Here is an 18,043-nt window from a genome sequence, read left to right as displayed (position 1 = left end):
CGCCGCGTTCGAGTGAGTCGATTATTTCACGCGGGCATGGCGCTGGCGCACCGCTTCGAACAGGCTCACGCCACTGGCTACCGAAACGTTCAGGCTCTCGACGCCGCCCTCGGCGTCCGCGCCGGGCATCGGGATGTTGACCAGCTGGTCGCAGTTCTCGCGCGTCAGCCGGCGCAGGCCGTCGCCCTCGCCGCCCAGCACCAGGGCGACGTTGCCGCGCAGGTCCAGGTCGTACAGCGATGCACTGGCCTCGCCGGCCAGCCCGTACAGCCACACGCCCAGCTTCTGCAGGTCGCGCATGGCGCGGGCCAGGTTGGTCACCGGGACGACGGGCACGCGGTCGGCCGCGCCCGCCGAGGTCTTGCGCACGGTCGCGTTGACCTGCACCGCCTTGTCCTTGGGGATCAGCACCGCGGTGGCGCCGGCGGCGGCGGCGCTGCGCAGACAGGCACCGAGGTTGTGCGGGTCCTGCACGCCATCAAGCACGAGCAGCAGGGCGCGTCCTTCGGCGGCCTCCACCAGGCCCTGCAGTTCGTTCTCGTTCCAGGTCTTCGCGGCGGCATAGCGCGCCACCGCGCCCTGGTGGCGCAGGCCACCGGCGACGCCGTCGAGCGCCTGCTGGGCAACGCGGCGCACGTCGATGTCGCGGCGGCGGGCCGCGGTTTCGATCTCGGCCAGGCGCGGGTTCTTCGCGCCCGCTTCGATCAGCACTTCACGGACATTGTCGGCGTCGTGTTCGATCGCGGCGGCGACGGCGTTGATGCCGGCGATCCATTGTTTCTGGCTCATGGGAACGAGGTGTCCGGGGGGCGCCCATTGTAGCGCCGGCGGCCGCGGCCGCCGACGCCTGCCCGCAGCGTCAGTACTTCTGCTTGCCGCGCCTGGCGGGCTGGCCGCGGGGGGGCGGCGGGCGCACGCCGCGCGCCTCGGCCAGGCGGAAGTCGATCTTGCGATCCTCCACGCTGGCCTTCATCACCACGATCTCGACGCGGTCGCCGAGGCGGAACTCACGGCCGGAGCGCTCGCCCGTCAGGGTCTTGCGGATCGGATCGAAGTGGTAGAAGTCGTTCGGCAGCTGGGTGACGTGGACCAGGCCGTTGACCTTGGACTCGTCCAGCTCCACGAACAGGCCGAAGCTGGTCACGCCGCTGATGACGCCGGCGAACTCGCCGCCCACGTGCTTTTCCATCCAGGCCGCGCGATAGCGCTCGTCGACTTCGCGCTGGGCCTCGTCGGCGCGGCGAGACCGTTCCGAGCACTGCAGCGACAGGGCCGCCATCTGGCTGGGCGCATAGATGAACTTCTCGGCCGCCGCGCCGGACAGGGCGTGCTTGATCGCGCGGTGGACCATGAGGTCCGGATAGCGTCGGATCGGCGAGGTGAAGTGGGCGTACGCCTCCAGCGCGAGGCCGAAATGGCCCTGGTTGTCGGGCGAGTACACCGCCAGGCTCTGGCTGCGCAGCAGCACCGACTCCAGCAGGGTCGCGTCGGGCCGCTCGCGGATCTTCCTGAGCAGGTTGGTGAAGTCGCGCGGCTGCACTTTCGGCCACGGCGGCATGCGCAGCTTGAACTCCTTCAGGAACTCCTGCAGGTCGGCGTACTTCTGTTCCGGCGGACGCTCGTGGATGCGGTACGGCGCGGGCACCTCGCGCGACAGCAGGAAGCGCGCCGCCTCCACGTTGGCCGCGATCATGCATTCCTCGATCAGCTTGTGCGCATCGTTGCGCTGGAGCATGCCGGCCTGGACGACGTCGCCGGTGTTGTCGAGCACGAAGCGCACTTCGCTGCTCTCGAACTCGATCGCGCCGCGGCGCGCGCGCGCCTTGGCGAGGATGGCGTAGAGCTGGTGCAGGCGCTGCACCTGGGGCAACAGGTCGCCGACGGTCGCCAGCGCCGCGGCGTGGTCCTCGTCGGGGATGCCCTCGCCCACCGCGTTCCACACCTGGGTATAGGTCAGGCGGGCGTGCGAATGCATCACCGCTTCGTAGAAGCGCGAGTCGGTCACTTCGCCGTCGCGGTCCACCTGCATGTCGCAGACGAAGCACAGGCGGTCGACCTTCGGCTTGAGCGAGCAGATGCCGTTCGACAGGGTCTCCGGCAGCATCGGCACGACGAAGCCGGGGAAATAGACCGAGGTGGCGCGCAGCTGCGCCTCGTCGTCGAGCGGACTGCCCGGCCTGACGTAGTGCGAGACGTCGGCGATCGCCACCACCAGGCGGAAGCCGTCGCGGTTGGGTTCGCACCAGACCGCGTCGTCGAAGTCCTTGGCGTCCTCGCCGTCGATGGTCACCAGCGGCAGCGCGCGGATGTCGACCCGCGCCGACGCCGTGGTCGCGTCGACCTCCAGCGGGACTGCGGCGGCCTGGTCGAGCACTTCCTGCGGGAACTCGTGCGGGATGTCGTGGGCATGCAGCGCGGCCTGCACCGCCAGCGAGGCGGTCAGGCGCTCGCCGAGCACGGTGAGGATGCGTCCTATCGGCGGTCGCCGGGCATCCGCCGGCTGGGTGATCTCGGCGACCACCAGCTGTCCGGCACGGGCCTCGCCCCGTGCCTCGGCGGGGATCATGACGTTGCGCTGGATGCGCGGATCGTCGGGGACCACGTAACTGATGCCCGCCTCTTCGGTGAAGCGGCCGATAAGGCGGTTGAGGCGGCGCTCGAGCACCTCGACGATCGCGCCTTCGCGACGGCCCCGGCGGTCCATGCCGGTGACGCTGGCCAGCACGCGGTCGCCATGCATGGCCTTCCGCATCTCGTAAGGCGGCAGGAACAGGTCGTCGCCACCGGCATCCGGGCGCAGGAAGCCGAAGCCGTCCGGATTGGCGATCACCACGCCCGGGACCAGGTCCATCTGCTCGGCGGGCGCATAGTCCCCCTTGCGGTTCTGCAGCAACTGGCCGTCGCGCACCATGGCCCGCAGGCGGGCGTTGAGCGCGTCGAGCCGGTCGCCCTCCTCCAGCGAGAGGCGGGCGGCGAGTGCCTCGCCCGACATCGGGCCGTCGGCGGCGACCAGCAGGCCGAGGATCATTTCCCGGCTGGCGATCGGATTCTCATAGCGCGCGGCCTCGCGCGCGGCGTGTGGGTCGTGCCGGCCCGGGGCCTCGACCGGCTTGAGGGCGCTGCCGGACGGCCTGGACGCGCCGCGCGGCTTGAAGCCCTTGGGCGGTGGCTCGGGCATCCACCCGGGTCGCTTGGATTTCGGGGACTTGCCGGCCTTCTGGCCACTGGCGGCGCCACGCTTGGCGCCGGGTGTGTCCGCCTGGGAGGCGGCCTTGGATTTACCGCGCGATGTCGGTTTCTTGGTCATATGGGCAATAGTCGCACACCGGCCTGAAGCCGGCGTCAGCAGGAGGAATGGGCCACGTCGGCCGGTACGGCGCGTGGCGAGGACGGCCCGGACGCGAGGGCGGGCCATGGATCGTGGGGCGTCGAGACGCGCGCCGCATGAGGCGGGACACGCTGCCGGCGGCGGCGATCGGGCGCGGCGCAGGCGTTGGAAGGCACGTCGGCCCGGGCGGATGCCAGGGGTCGTGACCGCCTTGGCTCAGGCGCGAGCGCCTGTCCGCTGGAGCCACTGTGGACCCGGCCACATGGACCGGAGGTGAAGCCGGCGGACCGGCACGCGGGCCGAGCCGGGGTCGGGATACAAAAAACCCCGCGCGGGGCGGGGTTTCCTGTCGCCTGGCTGGTAGTGCCAGTGCGAAATGTATGGTGCCCAGGAGAGGACTCGAACCTCCACGGAGTTGCCCCCGCTAGCACCTGAAGCTAGTGCGTCTACCAATTCCGCCACCTGGGCAAATCGCGCTGCAGCAGCAGTGCGAGCCGCGTATGTTGCGTTGGGTCGCCCGGCTTGTCAATGCCCCGCGAAGAATTTTTTTCTTCCGCGCAGCCGCCCCTGGAGGCCCGCCGCAAGGATGCGCGGTGCGGTCATGAACCACTGGTCCACGCACCTCGCCACGCGCTTGCCGCACGCGTGGGCCGGGGCTATGGTCGGGGTTCAACGACCTTCCACGGGCGGCGCCTGGCATGGCACCGCCCGTCCTGTATTGGAGCCCCCCCATGACCCGCCCCATCCCCCCGCCCCTGGTCCTCTCCCGCCTGGACGTGCAGCGAATCGAAGCGCTGCTCGAAACGCAGCCGGCCGGCGTCGATACATCGGCCCTGGAAGCCGAACTCGCGCGCGCCGAGGTCGTCGAACCCGACGCAGTGCCGGCCGACGTGATCAGCATGAACTCGACCGCGCGCTTCCGCGACGAAGACAGTGGCGCGGAACGCGAAATGACCCTGGTCTATCCGCGCGACGCCGACGGCAGCATGGACCGGGTGTCGATCCTCGCACCGATCGGGAGCGCCCTGCTGGGGATGCGCGTGGGCGAATCGATTGACTGGCCGCTGCCCGGGGGACGCCACGTCCGGCTGGCCGTGCTGTCCATCCGCTACCCGCCCGAAGCCGCCGGCGACCTGCACCGCTGAGCCCTCCGTCGCGGCCACCCCTCCGCCACCTCCACCGGCGGTGGCGGCCCGATAGAATGTCCCCTTGCCTCACAGACCGTCCCGCACATGACCGAAACCGTACGTCCGGCATTCCATGGCTTCGAACAGATTCCCCTGAAGGAATACGCCGAGCGCGCCTACCTCGACTACTCGATGTACGTGGTGCTCGACCGCGCCCTGCCCTTCCTCGGCGATGGCCTCAAGCCGGTGCAGCGCCGCATCATCTACTCGATGAGCGAGCTGGGCCTCAATGCCGGCGCCAAGCCCAAGAAGTCCGCGCGCACCGTCGGCGACGTCATCGGCAAGTACCACCCGCACGGCGACAGCGCCTGCTACGAGGCCATGGTCCTCATGGCCCAGCCCTTCTCGTACCGCTATCCGCTGGTGGAGGGCCAGGGCAACTTCGGCTCCAGCGACGACCCCAAGTCGTTCGCCGCGATGCGCTACACCGAGTCCAAGCTCACGCCCATCGCCGAGGTCCTGCTGGGCGAGCTCGGCCAGGGCACGGTGGACTGGACGCCCAACTTCGACGGCACCCTGGAAGAGCCGACCTGGATGCCGGCGCGCCTGCCGCACCTGATGCTCAACGGCACCACCGGCATCGCCGTGGGCATGGCCACCGACGTGCCACCGCACAACCTCAACGAAGTGGTCAGCGCCACCGTGCGCCTCCTCGACGATCCCGACGCCAGCACCCGCGACCTGTGCGAGCACGTGCTCGGGCCGGACTACCCGACCGAAGCGGAGATCATCACGCCACGGGCCGATCTCCTCGCCATGTACGAGACCGGCCTGGGCAGCGTGCGTGCGCGCGCCGTCTACGAGAAGGAAGGCGGCAACATCGTCGTCACCGCGCTGCCCTACCAGGCCTCGCCGGGCAAGGTGATCGAACAGATCGCCGCGCAGATGCGCGCCAAGAAGCTGCCCTGGCTGGAAGACCTGCGCGATGAGTCCGACCACGCCACGCCGACGCGCATCGTGCTGGTGCCGCGCAGCAACCGCGTGGACGTCGAACAACTGATGGGGCACCTGTTCGCCACCACCGACCTGGAGAAGAGCTACCGGGTCAACTTCAATGTCATCGGGCTTGATGGCCGCCCGCAGGTCAAGGGCCTGAAGGCCTTCCTGTCGGAGTGGCTGGTCTTCCGCACCGACACCGTGACCCGCCGGCTCAAGCACCGCCTGGACAAGGTCGAGCGCCGCCTGCACCTGCTCGAAGGCCTGCTGGTGGCCTTCCTCAACCTCGACGAGGTGATCCGGATCATCCGCAGCGAGGACGAGCCGCGCCCGGTGCTGATCGCGCGCTTCAAGCTGAGCGAGGAACAGGCCGACTACATCCTCGAGACCCGCCTGCGCCAGCTGGCGAGGCTGGAGGAAATGAAGATCCGCGGCGAAGAGGCCGAACTCGACGCCGAGCGCGACAAGCTCATCGCCACCCTGGGCAGCAAGGCCAGGCTGAAGAAGGTCGTCAAGGACGAGCTGCTGGCCGACGCGAAGAAGTTCGGCGACGCGCGCCGTTCGCCGCTGGTGGCGCGCGACGCGGCCCAGGCCATGTCGGAGTCCGACCTGGTTCCCAGTGAGCCGATGACCGTCGTGGTCAGCGAGAAGGGCTGGGTGCGCGCGGCCAAGGGCCACGATATCGACGCGGCCGCGCTGAGCTACCGCGAAGGCGATGCCCTGCTGGCCGCCGCGCGCAGCCGCAGCACGCAGCAGGTCGCGTTCCTCGACTCGACGGGACGCGCGTACTCGACCATCGTGCATTTGCTGCCATCGGCGCGCGGCAACGGTGAGCCATTGACCGGGCGCTTTTCGCCGGCGGCCGGCGCCTCGTTCCAGGCCGTCGCCAGCGGCGACAACGACACTCGCTTCGTGCTGGCGTCCAGCCATGGCTACGGCTTCGTGACCCGGTTCGAGAACCTCACCAGCCGCAACAAGGCGGGCAAGGCGATGCTCTCGCTGACCCCCGGCGCGCGCGTCATACAACCGGCGGCCGTTGGCGACGTGGCGCAGGACCGGGTGGTCGTCGCCACCACGGCCGGCCACCTGCTTGCGTTCCCGGTCGCGGAGCTGCCCGAGCTCGACAAGGGCAAGGGCAACAAGCTGATCGACATCCCGAAGGCCAAGCTCGGCACCGAGCGCGTGGTCGCCGTCGCCGTGGTCGCGCCCGGCGCGACGCTGAGCGTGAAGTCCGGCGCACGCACCATGAGCCTGTCGTGGAAGGACCTCGACGCCTACGTCGGCAGCCGTGCCACCCGTGGCGGCCTGCTGCCGCGTGGCTGGCAGAAGGTCGAAGACCTGTCGGTCGAGTAGCCGGGGCGGCGGGGACGACCATGCACGCCGACTTCTGGCACCAGCGCTGGCAGGAGGGACGCATCGGCTTCCACCAGGACGTGCCGACGCCGCTGCTGGTCGAACACTGGCCCGCGCTGGCGCTGCCGGCGCGCAGCCGGGTGTTCGTGCCGCTGGCCGGCAAGTCCCTGGACATGGCCTGGCTGGCCGCGCGTGGACATCGCGTGCTGGGCGTGGAGTTGTCGTCGCTCGCCGTGGAGCAGTTCTTCCAGGCGCAAGGCCTCGAACCGGCGATCGAGTCCGTCGGTGCCGCCCGGCACTACCGGGCAGGCGACATCGAGCTGGTCTGCGGCGACGTGTTCGACCTCGATCCCGCGCTGCTCGCGGACTGCGAGGCGGTGTTCGACCGCGCAGCCCTGATCGCCCTGCCCGCGGCGATTCGCCAGCGCTATGCCCGCGAAGTCTACGGCCGGCTGCCCCGCGGTTGCCGCGGCCTGCTGGTCAGCCTGGAATACCCCCCGCACGAGAAACAAGGCCCGCCCTTCCCGGTCGGGCCCGCCGAGATCGACGCCCTGTTCGCGGCAGACTGGTCGATCCAGTCGCTGCAGCGGCAGGACATCCTGGCCGAACAGCCGCGCTTCATCGACGAGGGCGTCACCACGCTGTGGACCGCGGCCTACCGGCTGCAGCGCCACTGAAGCCGGCCGCCGCGCCCCGCGACGGCCCGTCCCCGATCCCGCTCAGGCCGCGAACGCGGACGCATGCACGCCGGCGACCGCACGCCCGGAGGGGTCGGCCGCCTCGGCGAACGCGGCATCCCACGCGATCGCCGCCGGCGAGGAGCAGGCGATCGACTTGCCACCGGGCACCGTTGCCGCGCAGGCGGGACCGGGAAAGTACTGCTCGAAGATGTGGCGGTAGAGATAGGCCTCCTTGGTCTGCGGCGGATTGACAGGGAAGCGGCTGGCAGCCGCGGCGAAGACCCGATCGCTGACCTGCGCGGCGGCATGGTCGCGTAGACCGTCGATCCAGCCGTATCCCACCCCGTCGCTGAACTGCTCCTTCTGACGCCAGAGGATCGAGTCGGGCAGGTAACCTTCGAAGGCCTCGCGCAGGATCGCCTTCTCCATCCGCCTGCGTCCGTCCGGACCGGTGCCAGCCATCTTGTGCCGGGCGTCCATCGACATCGCCACGTCCAGGAAGTCGACGTCGAGGAAGGGCACGCGGCCCTCCACGCCCCAGGCCATCATCGACTTGTTCGCGCGCAGGCAGTCGTAATTGTGCAGGGCGTCGAGCTTGCGGATCGTCTCGTCGTGGAACTCGCGTGCGTCCGGTGCCTTGTGGAAGTACAGGTAGCCGCCGAAGACCTCGTCGCTGCCCTCGCCCGACAGCACCATCTTCACGCCCATCGCCTTGATCCGCCGGGCGAGCAGGAACATCGGCGTGGACGCGCGGATGGTGGTGACGTCGTAGGTCTCGATGTGGCGGATCACCTCCGGCAGCGCGTCCAGCCCCTCTTCGAAGGTATAGGTGAAGCCGTGGTGGACCGTGCCCAGCGCCGCGGCGGCCACTTCGGCCGCGGCCAGGTCCGGGGAGCCCTCCAGGCCGATCGCGAAGGAATGCAGGCGCGGCCACCAGGCCTCGGAGGCGTCGTCCTCCTCGATCCGCCGCCGTGCGAAACGGGCGGCGACGGCGGCGACCAGCGAGGAATCCAGGCCGCCGGAGAGCAGGACGCCATAGGGCACGTCGCACATCAACTGGCGGTGCACGGCTTCCTCGAAGGCCTCGCGCAGGGCCTGGCGGGAGACTTCGACCCCGCGGGTGGTGTCGTGGTCGCGCCACGACCGGTGGTAGTAGCGCACCAGCGCGCCGACTTCGCTGTCGTAATAGTGCCCGGGCGGGAATTGCGCGACATCGGCGCAGGTGCTCGCCAGGGCCTTCATCTCGGAGGCCACGCATACCCGGCCATCGGCATCGTGGCCCCAGTACAGCGGACAGACGCCGATCGGATCGCGGGCGATGAGGTAGCGCTTGCGCCCGGCGTCCCACAGGGCGAAGGCGAAGATACCGTTGAGGCGGTCCAGCCAGGCGGCGATGTCGTCGTCCGCGGCCGCCGACTCGCGATACAGCGCGTTGATCACCTCGCAGTCCGAGCCGGTCTGGAAGTCGTAAGGCCTGGCCAGGGCCTGCTCGAGCTCGCGGTGGTTGTAGATCTCGCCATTGACCGCCAGCACCAGGCCACCGTCCCCCGAGCGCAGCGGCTGGGCGCCGCCGGCCGGGTCGACGATGGCCAGGCGCTCATGCACCAGGATCGCGCCCTCGTCCATGTAGACACCGCTCCAGTCTGGGCCGCGATGCCGCTGGCGTTGCGATTGCTCCAAGGCCTGGCGGCGCAGGGCGGGAATGTCGTCGCCGGGTTGGAGGCCGAAGATTCCGAGGATCGAGCACATGCGGGTGGAGTTCCTTGTGGTTCGGGGCGGGCACCCGGTCCCGGGTGCCGGCGTCCATTGCGATGGTGGCGAGGGCTGTCTGGGACGGGGATCTGCAGGCAATAAAAAAGCCCACACTTCGCAGTGTGGGCCGGGGAGAGCGACGTCTTTTCTTTCGACTACGCGCTAATCACCGGCCCCATGGAGGCTGGTGTTGGTATTCGCATTGCGGATACGCGCCACGACACGCGCCGTTGCCCGGGGGCGGCGGCGGGTCGGATCGAAGCTGGCGTGGCGCGGATGCATGGACCGATCCTGCCCCAGCTTCCAGGACGACGCAAGCGACGCTTGCAGGTGAAACCGGTTCCCCGCCGCCAGGCGGCGTCACGCCGTTGGGCTAAGCTGGAGGAAAAAGGGGGACCGATGGTGAAACGATCGAGGCGCATCCTGGCGTGGGGCGCGGGCATGCTCGCGCTGTTGCTGGTCCTGCTGGCGGCGGCCGCCTGTCTCGCACTGCGCGGCAGCCTGCCTTCGCTGGAAGGCGAGCACCCGCTGGCGGGCCTCGCGGCGCCGGTGCGGATCGACCGCGACGCCAACGGCACCGTCACCATCGACGCGGCCAACCAACTCGATGCAGTGCGCGCGCTGGGCTACGTGCATGGCCAGGAGCGCTTCTTCGAAATGGACCTGATGCGGCGTACCGCCGCCGGTGAACTGGCGGCCTTGTTCGGCCCGGCGGCGGTCGAGACGGACAAGCGGCGCCGCGTGCACCGCATGCGCCAGCGCGTGCGCACGCACCTGGCGTCGTTCACCCAGGGCCAGCGCGAAGCCATCGACGCCTACGTGGCCGGCGTCAACAGCGGACTGGCCGCGCTCGACGCCCGTCCCTGGCCCTACCTGCTGGTGCGCAGGACGCCCGAACCGTGGACGGTCGAGGACGTCGCCCTGACCGGCTTCGCGATGTACTTCGACCTGCAGGACGCTGGTAACGCCAACGAACTCGCGCTGTGGCAGGCGCGCCCCCACCTGCCCGCACCGCTTTGGAACCTGCTCGTCCATGACGGCAGCAGCTGGGACGCAGCGATCATGGGCGGCCCGCGCGGCGATGCCGCCCTCCCAGGACCCGGCGAACTGGACCTGCGGACGCTGGCGCGGCCGGCCACGCCGATCGCCGCGGCCGGCCATGGCGACCGCCCCGCGCTGGGCAGCAACAACTTCGCCGTGTCCGGCGCGCTGAGCGCCACCGGCAGCGCGATCGTCGCCGACGACATGCACCTGGGCCTGCGGGTGCCGAACATCTGGTTTCGTGCGCGGCTCCGATACCCGGACGCCGACGCACCCGGCGGTCGGGTCGACGCGACCGGGTTCACCCTGCCCGGACTGCCGGCCATCGTGGTGGGCAGCAACGGACACGTCGCCTGGGCCTTCACCAACAGCTATGGCGACTGGCTGGACTGGCAGGAACTGCCCGCCTGCGCGAGCGGCACGGAGGCGACGGCCGACGACCCGGCCTGTCCGCCGGTGCAGCGGTTCCGCGAACGCATCGATGTCGCCGGCGGCGACCCGGTCGAGCTCGATATCGAGGAAACCGACTGGGGCCCGATCCTCCACCGCAGCGTGGATGGCCGGCGCTTGGCGCTGCGCTGGGTCGCGCACCAGCCAGGCGCCCTGACCGTCGGCCTGATGGACTTCCTTCGTGCCGGGTCCGTGGCATCGGCGCTGGAGATCGCCGACCGCTCGGCGATCCCGGCGCAGAACCTGCTGGTCGGCGATCGCGACGGCACGATCGCCTGGCGACTGCTGGGCGTGTTGCCACGGCGCGAGGACGCCTGCCGGGCGACACCGGTGCATGCCGCGGCCGATGCGCCACTCGATCCCCCGGCCCGCTGCCCGCCCTGGGAACTGGGCACGTCGGCCGGCGTCGCGCGGGTGGCGCCCGACGATGGCCGCCTGTGGACGGCCAACAACCGCGTCGCCGATGGCGAGGCGCTGGCGAAGATCGGCGACGGCGGCTACGTGCTCGGCGCGCGCGCGAAGCAGATCCGCGATGGCCTGGGCGCCCGCGAGCACTTCGATGAGCGCGCGCTGCTCGACATCCAGCTCGACGACCGCAGCATATTCCTGGAACGCTGGTGGCGGCTGCTGCAGGCCGAGGCCGCGCGCGGCGACGCGCCGGCCCTGCGCGAGGTCGCCGCGGCCGCGAGCGACTGGTCGGGCCGCGCGGACGTCGACTCGGTCAGCTACCGCCTGGTCCGCGGCTGGCGCCAGCATGTCCACGAGCGCATCGCCGACGGCCTGACCGGCCCGGCACGGGCCGCGCTGGGCGACGCCTTCCTGATGCCCAACCTCCCGCAGCTCGAAGGCGTGGCCTGGCCGATGGTGAGCCAGCAGCCCGCGCACCTGTTGCCGCCCCGGTTCGAGTCCTGGCAGGCCCTGTTCGAGGACGCGGCGATCCAGTTGCGCGATGAGCTGAACGCGCAGGGGCCGCTGGCCGGACGCAGCTGGGGCGAGCGCAACACCGCAAGCATCTGCCATCCGCTGCAACGCGCCCTGCCCGCGCTGGCCCGCCACTGGCTGTGCATGCCCGCCGACCCCTTGCCCGGCGACAGCCACATGCCGCGCGTGCAGGCACCGGACATGGGCGCCTCCGAACGGATGGTGGTCTCACCGGGGCACGAGGACGATGGCATCGCGCACATGCCCGGCGGCCAGAGCGGCCACCTGCTCTCCCCGTTCTGGGGCGCGGGCCACGAGGACTGGGTGCAGGGCAGGCCGACGCCCTTCCTGCCGGGACCGGTGCGCTACACCCTGACCCTGGCCCCCGTCCGCTGAGGGCGGGGCCGGCGTCTCAGGCGAGCAGGCGTTCCAGCAGCGCGCCGTACAGGCCAGGCAATGCCTCGAGGTCGGCCAGCGCCACGTGCTCGTCGACCTGGTGGATGCTGGCGTTGACCGGCCCGACCTCGATGCACTGGGCACCGAGGGGGGCGATGAAGCGCGCGTCGGAGGTGCCGCCGCCGGTGCTTTCCTCCGGGTCGGCACCGGAGAACTTCGCCAACACCTCACGCGCCGCCACTCGCAGCGGCCCCTCGGGCGTGAAGAAGGGTTCGCCGCTGCGATGCCAGTGGATGTCGAAGGACAGGCCCTGGGCATGCAACATGTCCTCGCATTCGGCGACGAGGCGGTCCGCGTTCCAGTGCGGGTTGTAGCGCAGGTTGAACAGCACCTCGAGCTCGCCCGGGATCACGTTGTTCGCGCCGGTGCCGGCATGGATGTTGCTGATCTGCAGGCTGGTCGGCGGGAAACTTTCGTAGCCCTCGTCCCAGCGCCGCGACGCCAACCCGTCGAGCGCGCCCAGCGCGAGGTGGATCGGGTTGCGCGCCTTGTCCGGATACGCCACGTGACCCTGGACGCCGTGGACGACCAGGCGCGCCGACAGGCTCCCGCGCCGGCCCACGCGCAGCAGGTCGCCCAGCCGCGTCTTCGAGGAGGGCTCGCCGGTGATGCACCAGTCAATGCGCTCGCCGCGCTCGCGGAAAAGGTCGGCGACGCGGCGCACGCCATCGATCGCGTCGCCCTCTTCGTCCGAGGTCAGCAGCACCGCAAGCCGGCCCCGGTGCGCCGGATGGGCGGCGACGAAGCGCTCGGCCGCGACGACGAACGCCGCGACGCTGCCCTTCATGTCGGCCGCGCCACGACCATGGAGCAGGCCGTCGCGCAGCGTCGGCACGAACGGATCGCTGTGCCAGGCCTCGCGCGGTCCCGGCGGCACCACGTCGGTGTGGCCCAGCAGGACCAGGGTCGGGCCGTCGCCCGCGCCATGCGTCGCCCACAGGTTGTCGACCTCGCCCAGGCGCAGGTGCTCGCAGGCGAAGCCGGCGGCCTGCAAGCGCGCGGCGAGCAGGGCCTGGCAACCGGCATCGTCCGGCGTCACCGACGGCCGCGAGATCAGCTCGCAGGCCAGTTCGAGAACCTCGCTCATGCGCGTTTCCATGCCACTCAGGCGCCGAAGCGCTTCTTGAAGCCGTTGTCGCTGAAGCCCTGGCTGATCGCGCCGTCGGCGGTCACCACGACCGGACGCCGCACCAGTTGCGGATGCTCGCGCAACAGCAGCTTCCACTCCGCGTCCGAGCCGGGCGACTTGCGCTGCTCCGGCAGCTGGCGCCAGGTGGTCGAGGACTTGTTGACCATTGCGTCCCAGCCGCCGAGCGCATCCTTCCACTCGACCAGGGTCTCGGGGCTGCGTGGCGCCTCGCGGTAGTCGATGAACGCATGCTCGATGCCGAAGCGATCGAGCCACTTGCGCGCCTTGCGGCAGGTATCGCAGTTCTTCAGTCCGTAGAGCGTGGCCATGTTCAATCCGCCAGACCGCGCAGGAGATCGTTGATGCTGGTCTTCGAGCGCGTCTTGGCGTCCACCTGCTTGACGATCACCGCGCAGTAGAGCGAGTGGCTGCCGTCGGCGGCGGGCAGCTGGCCGGACACGACCACGCTGTAGGGCGGTACCGAGCCGTAGCTGATCTCGCCGGTGGCGCGGTTGTACACGCGGGTGCTCTGGCCCAGGAACACGCCCATGCCGATCACGCTGTGGTGGCCGACGACGAAGCCCTCGACGACCTCCGAGCGCGCGCCGATGAAGCAGTGGTCCTCGATGATGGTCGGCGTGGCCTGCAGGGGCTCGAGGACGCCGCCGATGCCGGCGCCGCCGGACAGGTGGCAGTGCGCGCCGACCTGTGCGCAGGAGCCGACGGTCGCCCAAGTGTCGACCATGGTCCCTTCGCCGACATGGGCGCCGATATTGACGAAGCTCGGCATCAGCACCACGTCCTTGCCGATGTGGGCGCCGCGGCGCGCGATCGCGCCCGGCACCACGCGCGCGCCGAGCTGGCGGAACGCGGCCTCGTCGTAGCCTTCGAACCGCGCCGGGATCTTGTCCCAGAACGGCGCCGGATCGGCGTCGACGACTTCCATCTCCTGGGTGCGGAAGTACAGCAGCACCGCCTTCTTCAACCATTCGTTGACCTTCCAGCCGCCCGCGCCGTCGGGCTCGGCGACGCGGAACTCGCCGCTTTCCAGGCCGTCGATCACGCGTTCCACCGCCGGACGCGTGGAGCCGTCGATCTCGTCGCCGGTCAGCGCGGCGCGGCGCTCGAAGGCACTTTCGATCACGAACCTGAGTTCATCGGCACCGTCCAGGCGGGCGGTTCCGGGGGCGTCCTTGAGGGACTTGGGGGTCATCGGGCATCTCCTTCCAGGCAGGCGAGCAGTGCATCCCTCAGGGCCTGCCGCCGGGTTTCATCAAGGGGTTGGTCGTTGCCGTCCGCATCGACGGCGGTGACCTGGAACAGGTCCTCGGCGCGCGCGCCGAAGGTCGCGATCCGGGCATCGTGCACGCGCAGCGACTGGGTGCGCAGCGTGCGGGTGACGTCGGCGAGCAGTCCTGGCCGGTCGGTGCAGACCAGGCTGAGCTGGGTGCGGCCGCCGCGGGTATCGTCGAAGCCGATCTGCGGCGCGATGCGGAAGTGGCGCAGGTGGCGGGGTTGCGTGCGACGCGGCGGCCGCACGTCCTCCAGCGTGCCCGACAGGGTGGATTCGAGCTTCTGCTCGACGTCCTGTCCGGCGGGGATGTGCCGGCTGTCGGCCGGGATCACTTCGAAGCTGTCGAAGATCGTGCCGTCGGGACCGTCGTGGACGCGGGCCTGCTGGATCGCCAGGCCCAGGCGGTCGAGGGTGGCGACGATCGCATCGAACAGGCCGTCGCGGTCGGGCGAATGCACGAACACTTCCATCGCGCTGGCATGGGCGGCCACCGGTCGCACGCGGACGCGGACGTCGCCGGGACGGACGCCGCGCAGCGACACCGCCTGCCAAGCCAGGTGGTCCGGGCGTCCGCGCTGGAAGCCGATGTCGGGCATCCGCGCGAACAGCGCTTCGATCTCATCGTCCTCGGTGCCGAAGGCGGCCAGCATCGCCCGCGCCGCCTCGCGGTTCTCCGACGCGCGCTCGGTCGCCGCCAGCGGGTGTTCCAGGCCACGGCGCAAGGCCAGCCGGGTCGCGGTGTAGAGATCGGCCATCAGCCGGTCCTTCCACGCGTTCCACAGCTTGGGCGAAGTGCCCGCGATGTCGGCGCAGGTCAGCAGGTAGAGATGGTCCAGGCGGTCGCGGTCGGCGACCTGGGTGGCGAAGCGGTGGATCACCTCCGGATCGGTGATGTCCTGCTTCTGTGCGGTGGTCGACATCAGCAGGTGCTTGCGCACCAGCCATTCGACCAGCGAGCCCTCGGCGGGGTTGAGGCCGATCGTGTCGCAGAACAGGCGCGCGTCGTCGCCGCCGAGTTCGGAGTGGTCGCCGCCCCGCCCCTTGCCGATGTCGTGGAACAGGCCTGCGAGCAGCAGCAGTTCCGGCTTGCGCAGGCGCGGCCAGACCTCGTGCGCCAGGGTGAAGCGCTCGTCGTGCTCCTCGGACGCGAACGAGGCCAGGTTCTTCAGCACCGCCAGCGTGTGCTGGTCGACGGTGTAGACGTGGAACAGGTCGAACTGCATCCGCCCCGACACCCGCGCGAACGCGGGGATCCAGCGGCCGAGCACGCCCAGCCGCGCCATCCGCGTGAGCGTGGCGACAGGCTGCGGTCCCCGCAGCAACTGCATGAAGCGTGCATGCAGCGCGGGCGGCGCCGAGGCATAGTCGGGGAACGCCGACAAGGCTTCGGCCAGCGCACGCGCTGTCTGCGAGTGCAGGCCACGGACGTCGCTGCGCGAGGCCCAGGTGGAGAACAGCGCCAGCACGTCGTCCGGGCTCTCGGGCCACTGCTCGTCGCGGGCGGCGAGGTAGCCACGGCGAAGCTCGAAATCGGCATCGATCGGCTCGGCGACCGGCTCGCCCTCGATCTGCTCCTCGAAACGCTGCAACAGACGCTCGCCGATGCGCTGCACCAGCGAAGCGCTGCGATAGAAGCCCTGCATCATCTTCTCGACCGCGAGCACGCCATCGCTGTCGGTGTAGCCCAGGCGTTCGGCGAGGATCTTCTGGTAGTCGAAGCGCAGGCGCTCCTCGTGCTTGCGGGCGAGCAGGTGGAGGCCGAAACGCAGGCGCGACAGGAAGCGGCGCTCGCGCTCGAGCGAGGCTACTTCGTCGGCGCCGAGCTGGCCGACCGCGATCAGCGATTCGAGGTCGGAAGTCCCGATGATGCGCAGGGCCATCCAGTGCAGGGTCTGGACGTCGCGCAGGCCGCCGGGGCCGTCCTTGAGGTTGGGTTCGAGGTTGTCGGAGGTGTCGCCGTGGCGGGCGTGGCGCTCACGCAGTTCCTGGCGCTTGGCCTGGAAGAACGCCCGTGCCGGCCACACCAGGGACGGCGCGATCGCCGCCTCCAGGGCCTGTCGCACCGGCAACGGCGCCGCCAGCGGGCGCGACTCGAGGATGGCCGTCATCACGGTGATGTCGGCCCCGGCCGCCTCGGTGCACTGGCTCGCCGAACGCACGGCGTGCCCGAGCGGCAGGCCGGCGTCCCACAGCAGGCTGAAGAAGCGCGCCAGCGCGTCCTCGTGCTGGCGCTGGGCGTCGGGCTCGGCCAGCACCAGCAGGTCGATGTCGGAATGGGGGAAGAGTTCGCCGCGGCCGTAGCCGCCGACCGCGAACAGGGCCAGGGGACCGTCGTCCGCGATGCAGCGCTGCCAGGCTTCCGTCACGTGGCGGTCGACGACCCGGGCGCGCTCGGCGACCAGGCGGTCGACGTCCACCGCCGCGTCGAAACGCTCGGCCAGTGCCTCGGCATGCCGGCCCAGGGCTTCGCGCGCGGTCGCGGCCCACTCCGCGTCGGAGCCGGCCGCGGGCGCCTCGCCGGCATGCGGCGGGCTCATAGGTCGTTGTCGTCGCCCGGCAGGCGGGTCAGGATCTCGACGCCATCGTCGGTCACCGCGACCGTATGCTCCCACTGCGCCGAGAGCTTGCGGTCCTTGGTCACCACGGTCCAGCCATCGGGCAGCAGGCGCGTGTGCCGCCCGCCCTCGTTGATCATCGGCTCGATGGTGAAGGTCATACCCGGCTGGAGGACCACCCCCGTGCTGGGGCGGCCGTAGTGCAGGACCTGCGGCTCGTCGTGGTAGACCTTGCCGATGCCGTGGCCGCAGTACTCGCGCACCACCGAGAAGCGCTCGGACTCCGCGTACGCCTGGATCGCATGCCCGATGTCGCCCAGGGTCGCCCCCGGCCTGACCGCGCGGATGCCGCGGAACATGGCTTCGCGGGTGACGTCCACCAGGCGCTGGGCCATCACCGAGGGCTTGCCGGCGATGTACATGCGGCTGGTGTCGCCGTGCCAGCCGTCCTTGATGACGGTGACGTCGATGTTGACGATGTCGCCTTCCTTCAGGATCTTGGCTTCGCTGGGGATCCCGTGGCAGATCACGTTGTTCACCGAGGTGCACACGGTCTTGGGGAAGCCCTTGTAGCCGACGTTGGCCGGGATCGCCTTCTGTACGTTGACGATGTGGTCGTGGCAGATGCGGTCCAGCTCCTCGGTGCTGACGCCCGGCTTCACGTGCGGGGCGACGACCTGGAGCACTTCGGCGGCCAGGCGGCCGGCGACGCGCATCTTCTCGATGTCTTCTGGGGTCTTGAGGGTGATGGCCATGGCCCATTATTGCGCATTCGGGCCCCGGGGCGGCGGGAACTTGTCCACAGGCCGGCCGGCGGCTATACTCCGTCGGCTGTCCGGGGACCCTTTCCCGGCACAGGCGCCCACGCCGGGCGGCAAGCACGGGGCCCCAGGCCCGGTCGCAGGCGAATACACACCCGCTGCCACGCACCGTGCCGGGGTGCCCCGATCGCCGCCTGGAG

Annotated in this window: 12 protein-coding genes and 1 tRNA gene; 4 read left to right on the top strand and 9 right to left on the bottom strand. The window is 70.5% G+C overall.

The window, feature by feature from the left end; all coding sequences use genetic code 11:
• Positions 1–21 precede the first annotated feature (21 nt).
• The 3 genes from rlmB to FKV25_RS02340 all read right to left on the bottom strand — a co-directional run bounded on the left by rlmB (position 22) and on the right by FKV25_RS02340 (position 3,796).
• On the bottom strand, positions 22–789 hold the full coding sequence (gene rlmB / locus FKV25_RS02350; protein WP_141517189.1) for a 23S rRNA (guanosine(2251)-2'-O)-methyltransferase RlmB: 768 nt from the start codon (positions 787–789) through the stop codon (positions 22–24).
• Between the two features lie 70 nt (positions 790–859).
• Entirely contained in the window at positions 860–3,307 is a 2,448-nt protein-coding gene (gene rnr / locus FKV25_RS02345; RefSeq protein ID WP_141517188.1) for a ribonuclease R, read from the bottom strand.
• Between the two features lie 402 nt (positions 3,308–3,709).
• Positions 3,710–3,796 (bottom strand) — tRNA-Leu (locus FKV25_RS02340).
• 263 nt (positions 3,797–4,059) lie between these two features.
• Between FKV25_RS02340 and rnk the strand changes: the two genes are divergently transcribed.
• From rnk to FKV25_RS02325, 3 genes are all read left to right on the top strand, one after another.
• On the top strand, positions 4,060–4,473 hold the full coding sequence (gene rnk, locus FKV25_RS02335; protein ID WP_141517187.1) for a nucleoside diphosphate kinase regulator: 414 nt from the start codon (positions 4,060–4,062) through the stop codon (positions 4,471–4,473).
• A gap of 87 nt (positions 4,474–4,560) precedes the next feature.
• A complete protein-coding gene (gene parC / locus FKV25_RS02330; protein ID WP_141517186.1) occupies positions 4,561–6,804 on the top strand; it encodes a DNA topoisomerase IV subunit A in 2,244 nt (747 codons plus the stop codon).
• 20 nt (positions 6,805–6,824) lie between these two features.
• Positions 6,825–7,481 (top strand): thiopurine S-methyltransferase, encoded by a 657-nt coding sequence (locus FKV25_RS02325; protein WP_141517185.1) that lies wholly within the window; start codon positions 6,825–6,827, stop codon positions 7,479–7,481.
• 42 nt (positions 7,482–7,523) lie between these two features.
• Here the strand turns inward: FKV25_RS02325 and asnB are convergent, their stop codons facing one another.
• A complete protein-coding gene (gene asnB, locus FKV25_RS02320) occupies positions 7,524–9,233 on the bottom strand; it encodes an asparagine synthase B (protein WP_141517184.1) in 1,710 nt (569 codons plus the stop codon).
• Positions 9,234–9,656: 423 nt separating this feature from the next.
• Between asnB and FKV25_RS02315 the strand changes: the two genes are divergently transcribed.
• On the top strand, positions 9,657–12,044 hold the full coding sequence (locus FKV25_RS02315; RefSeq protein ID WP_425462598.1) for a penicillin acylase family protein: 2,388 nt from the start codon (positions 9,657–9,659) through the stop codon (positions 12,042–12,044).
• Between the two features lie 16 nt (positions 12,045–12,060).
• Here the strand turns inward: FKV25_RS02315 and dapE are convergent, their stop codons facing one another.
• The 5 genes from dapE to map are packed head-to-tail and all read right to left on the bottom strand — an operon-like array spanning position 12,061 to position 17,837.
• A complete protein-coding gene (gene dapE / locus FKV25_RS02310; RefSeq protein WP_141517182.1) occupies positions 12,061–13,191 on the bottom strand; it encodes a succinyl-diaminopimelate desuccinylase in 1,131 nt (376 codons plus the stop codon).
• Positions 13,192–13,208: 17 nt separating this feature from the next.
• The gene (locus FKV25_RS02305; RefSeq protein ID WP_141517181.1) at positions 13,209–13,562 is read right to left on the bottom strand and encodes a Spx/MgsR family RNA polymerase-binding regulatory protein; all 354 of its coding nucleotides are present in this window, start codon (positions 13,560–13,562) and stop codon (positions 13,209–13,211) included.
• 2 nt (positions 13,563–13,564) lie between these two features.
• Positions 13,565–14,446 (bottom strand): 2,3,4,5-tetrahydropyridine-2,6-dicarboxylate N-succinyltransferase, encoded by an 882-nt coding sequence (gene dapD, locus FKV25_RS02300; protein ID WP_141517180.1) that lies wholly within the window; start codon positions 14,444–14,446, stop codon positions 13,565–13,567.
• Positions 14,443–17,064, bottom strand: a complete 2,622-nt coding sequence (gene glnD / locus FKV25_RS02295) for a [protein-PII] uridylyltransferase (protein ID WP_141517179.1) — start codon at positions 17,062–17,064, stop codon at positions 14,443–14,445. The genes dapD and glnD overlap by 4 nt, the downstream gene beginning before the upstream one ends.
• Positions 17,061–17,837, bottom strand: a complete 777-nt coding sequence (gene map / locus FKV25_RS02290; RefSeq protein ID WP_141517178.1) for a type I methionyl aminopeptidase — start codon at positions 17,835–17,837, stop codon at positions 17,061–17,063. The genes glnD and map overlap by 4 nt, the downstream gene beginning before the upstream one ends.
• Between the last annotated feature and the right edge of the window lie 206 nt (positions 17,838–18,043).

It is taken from the genome of Marilutibacter aestuarii, assembly GCF_006546775.1.
GTDB lineage: Bacteria > Pseudomonadota > Gammaproteobacteria > Xanthomonadales > Xanthomonadaceae > Marilutibacter > Marilutibacter aestuarii.
This window is presented reverse-complemented; position numbering and strand designations above follow the sequence as displayed.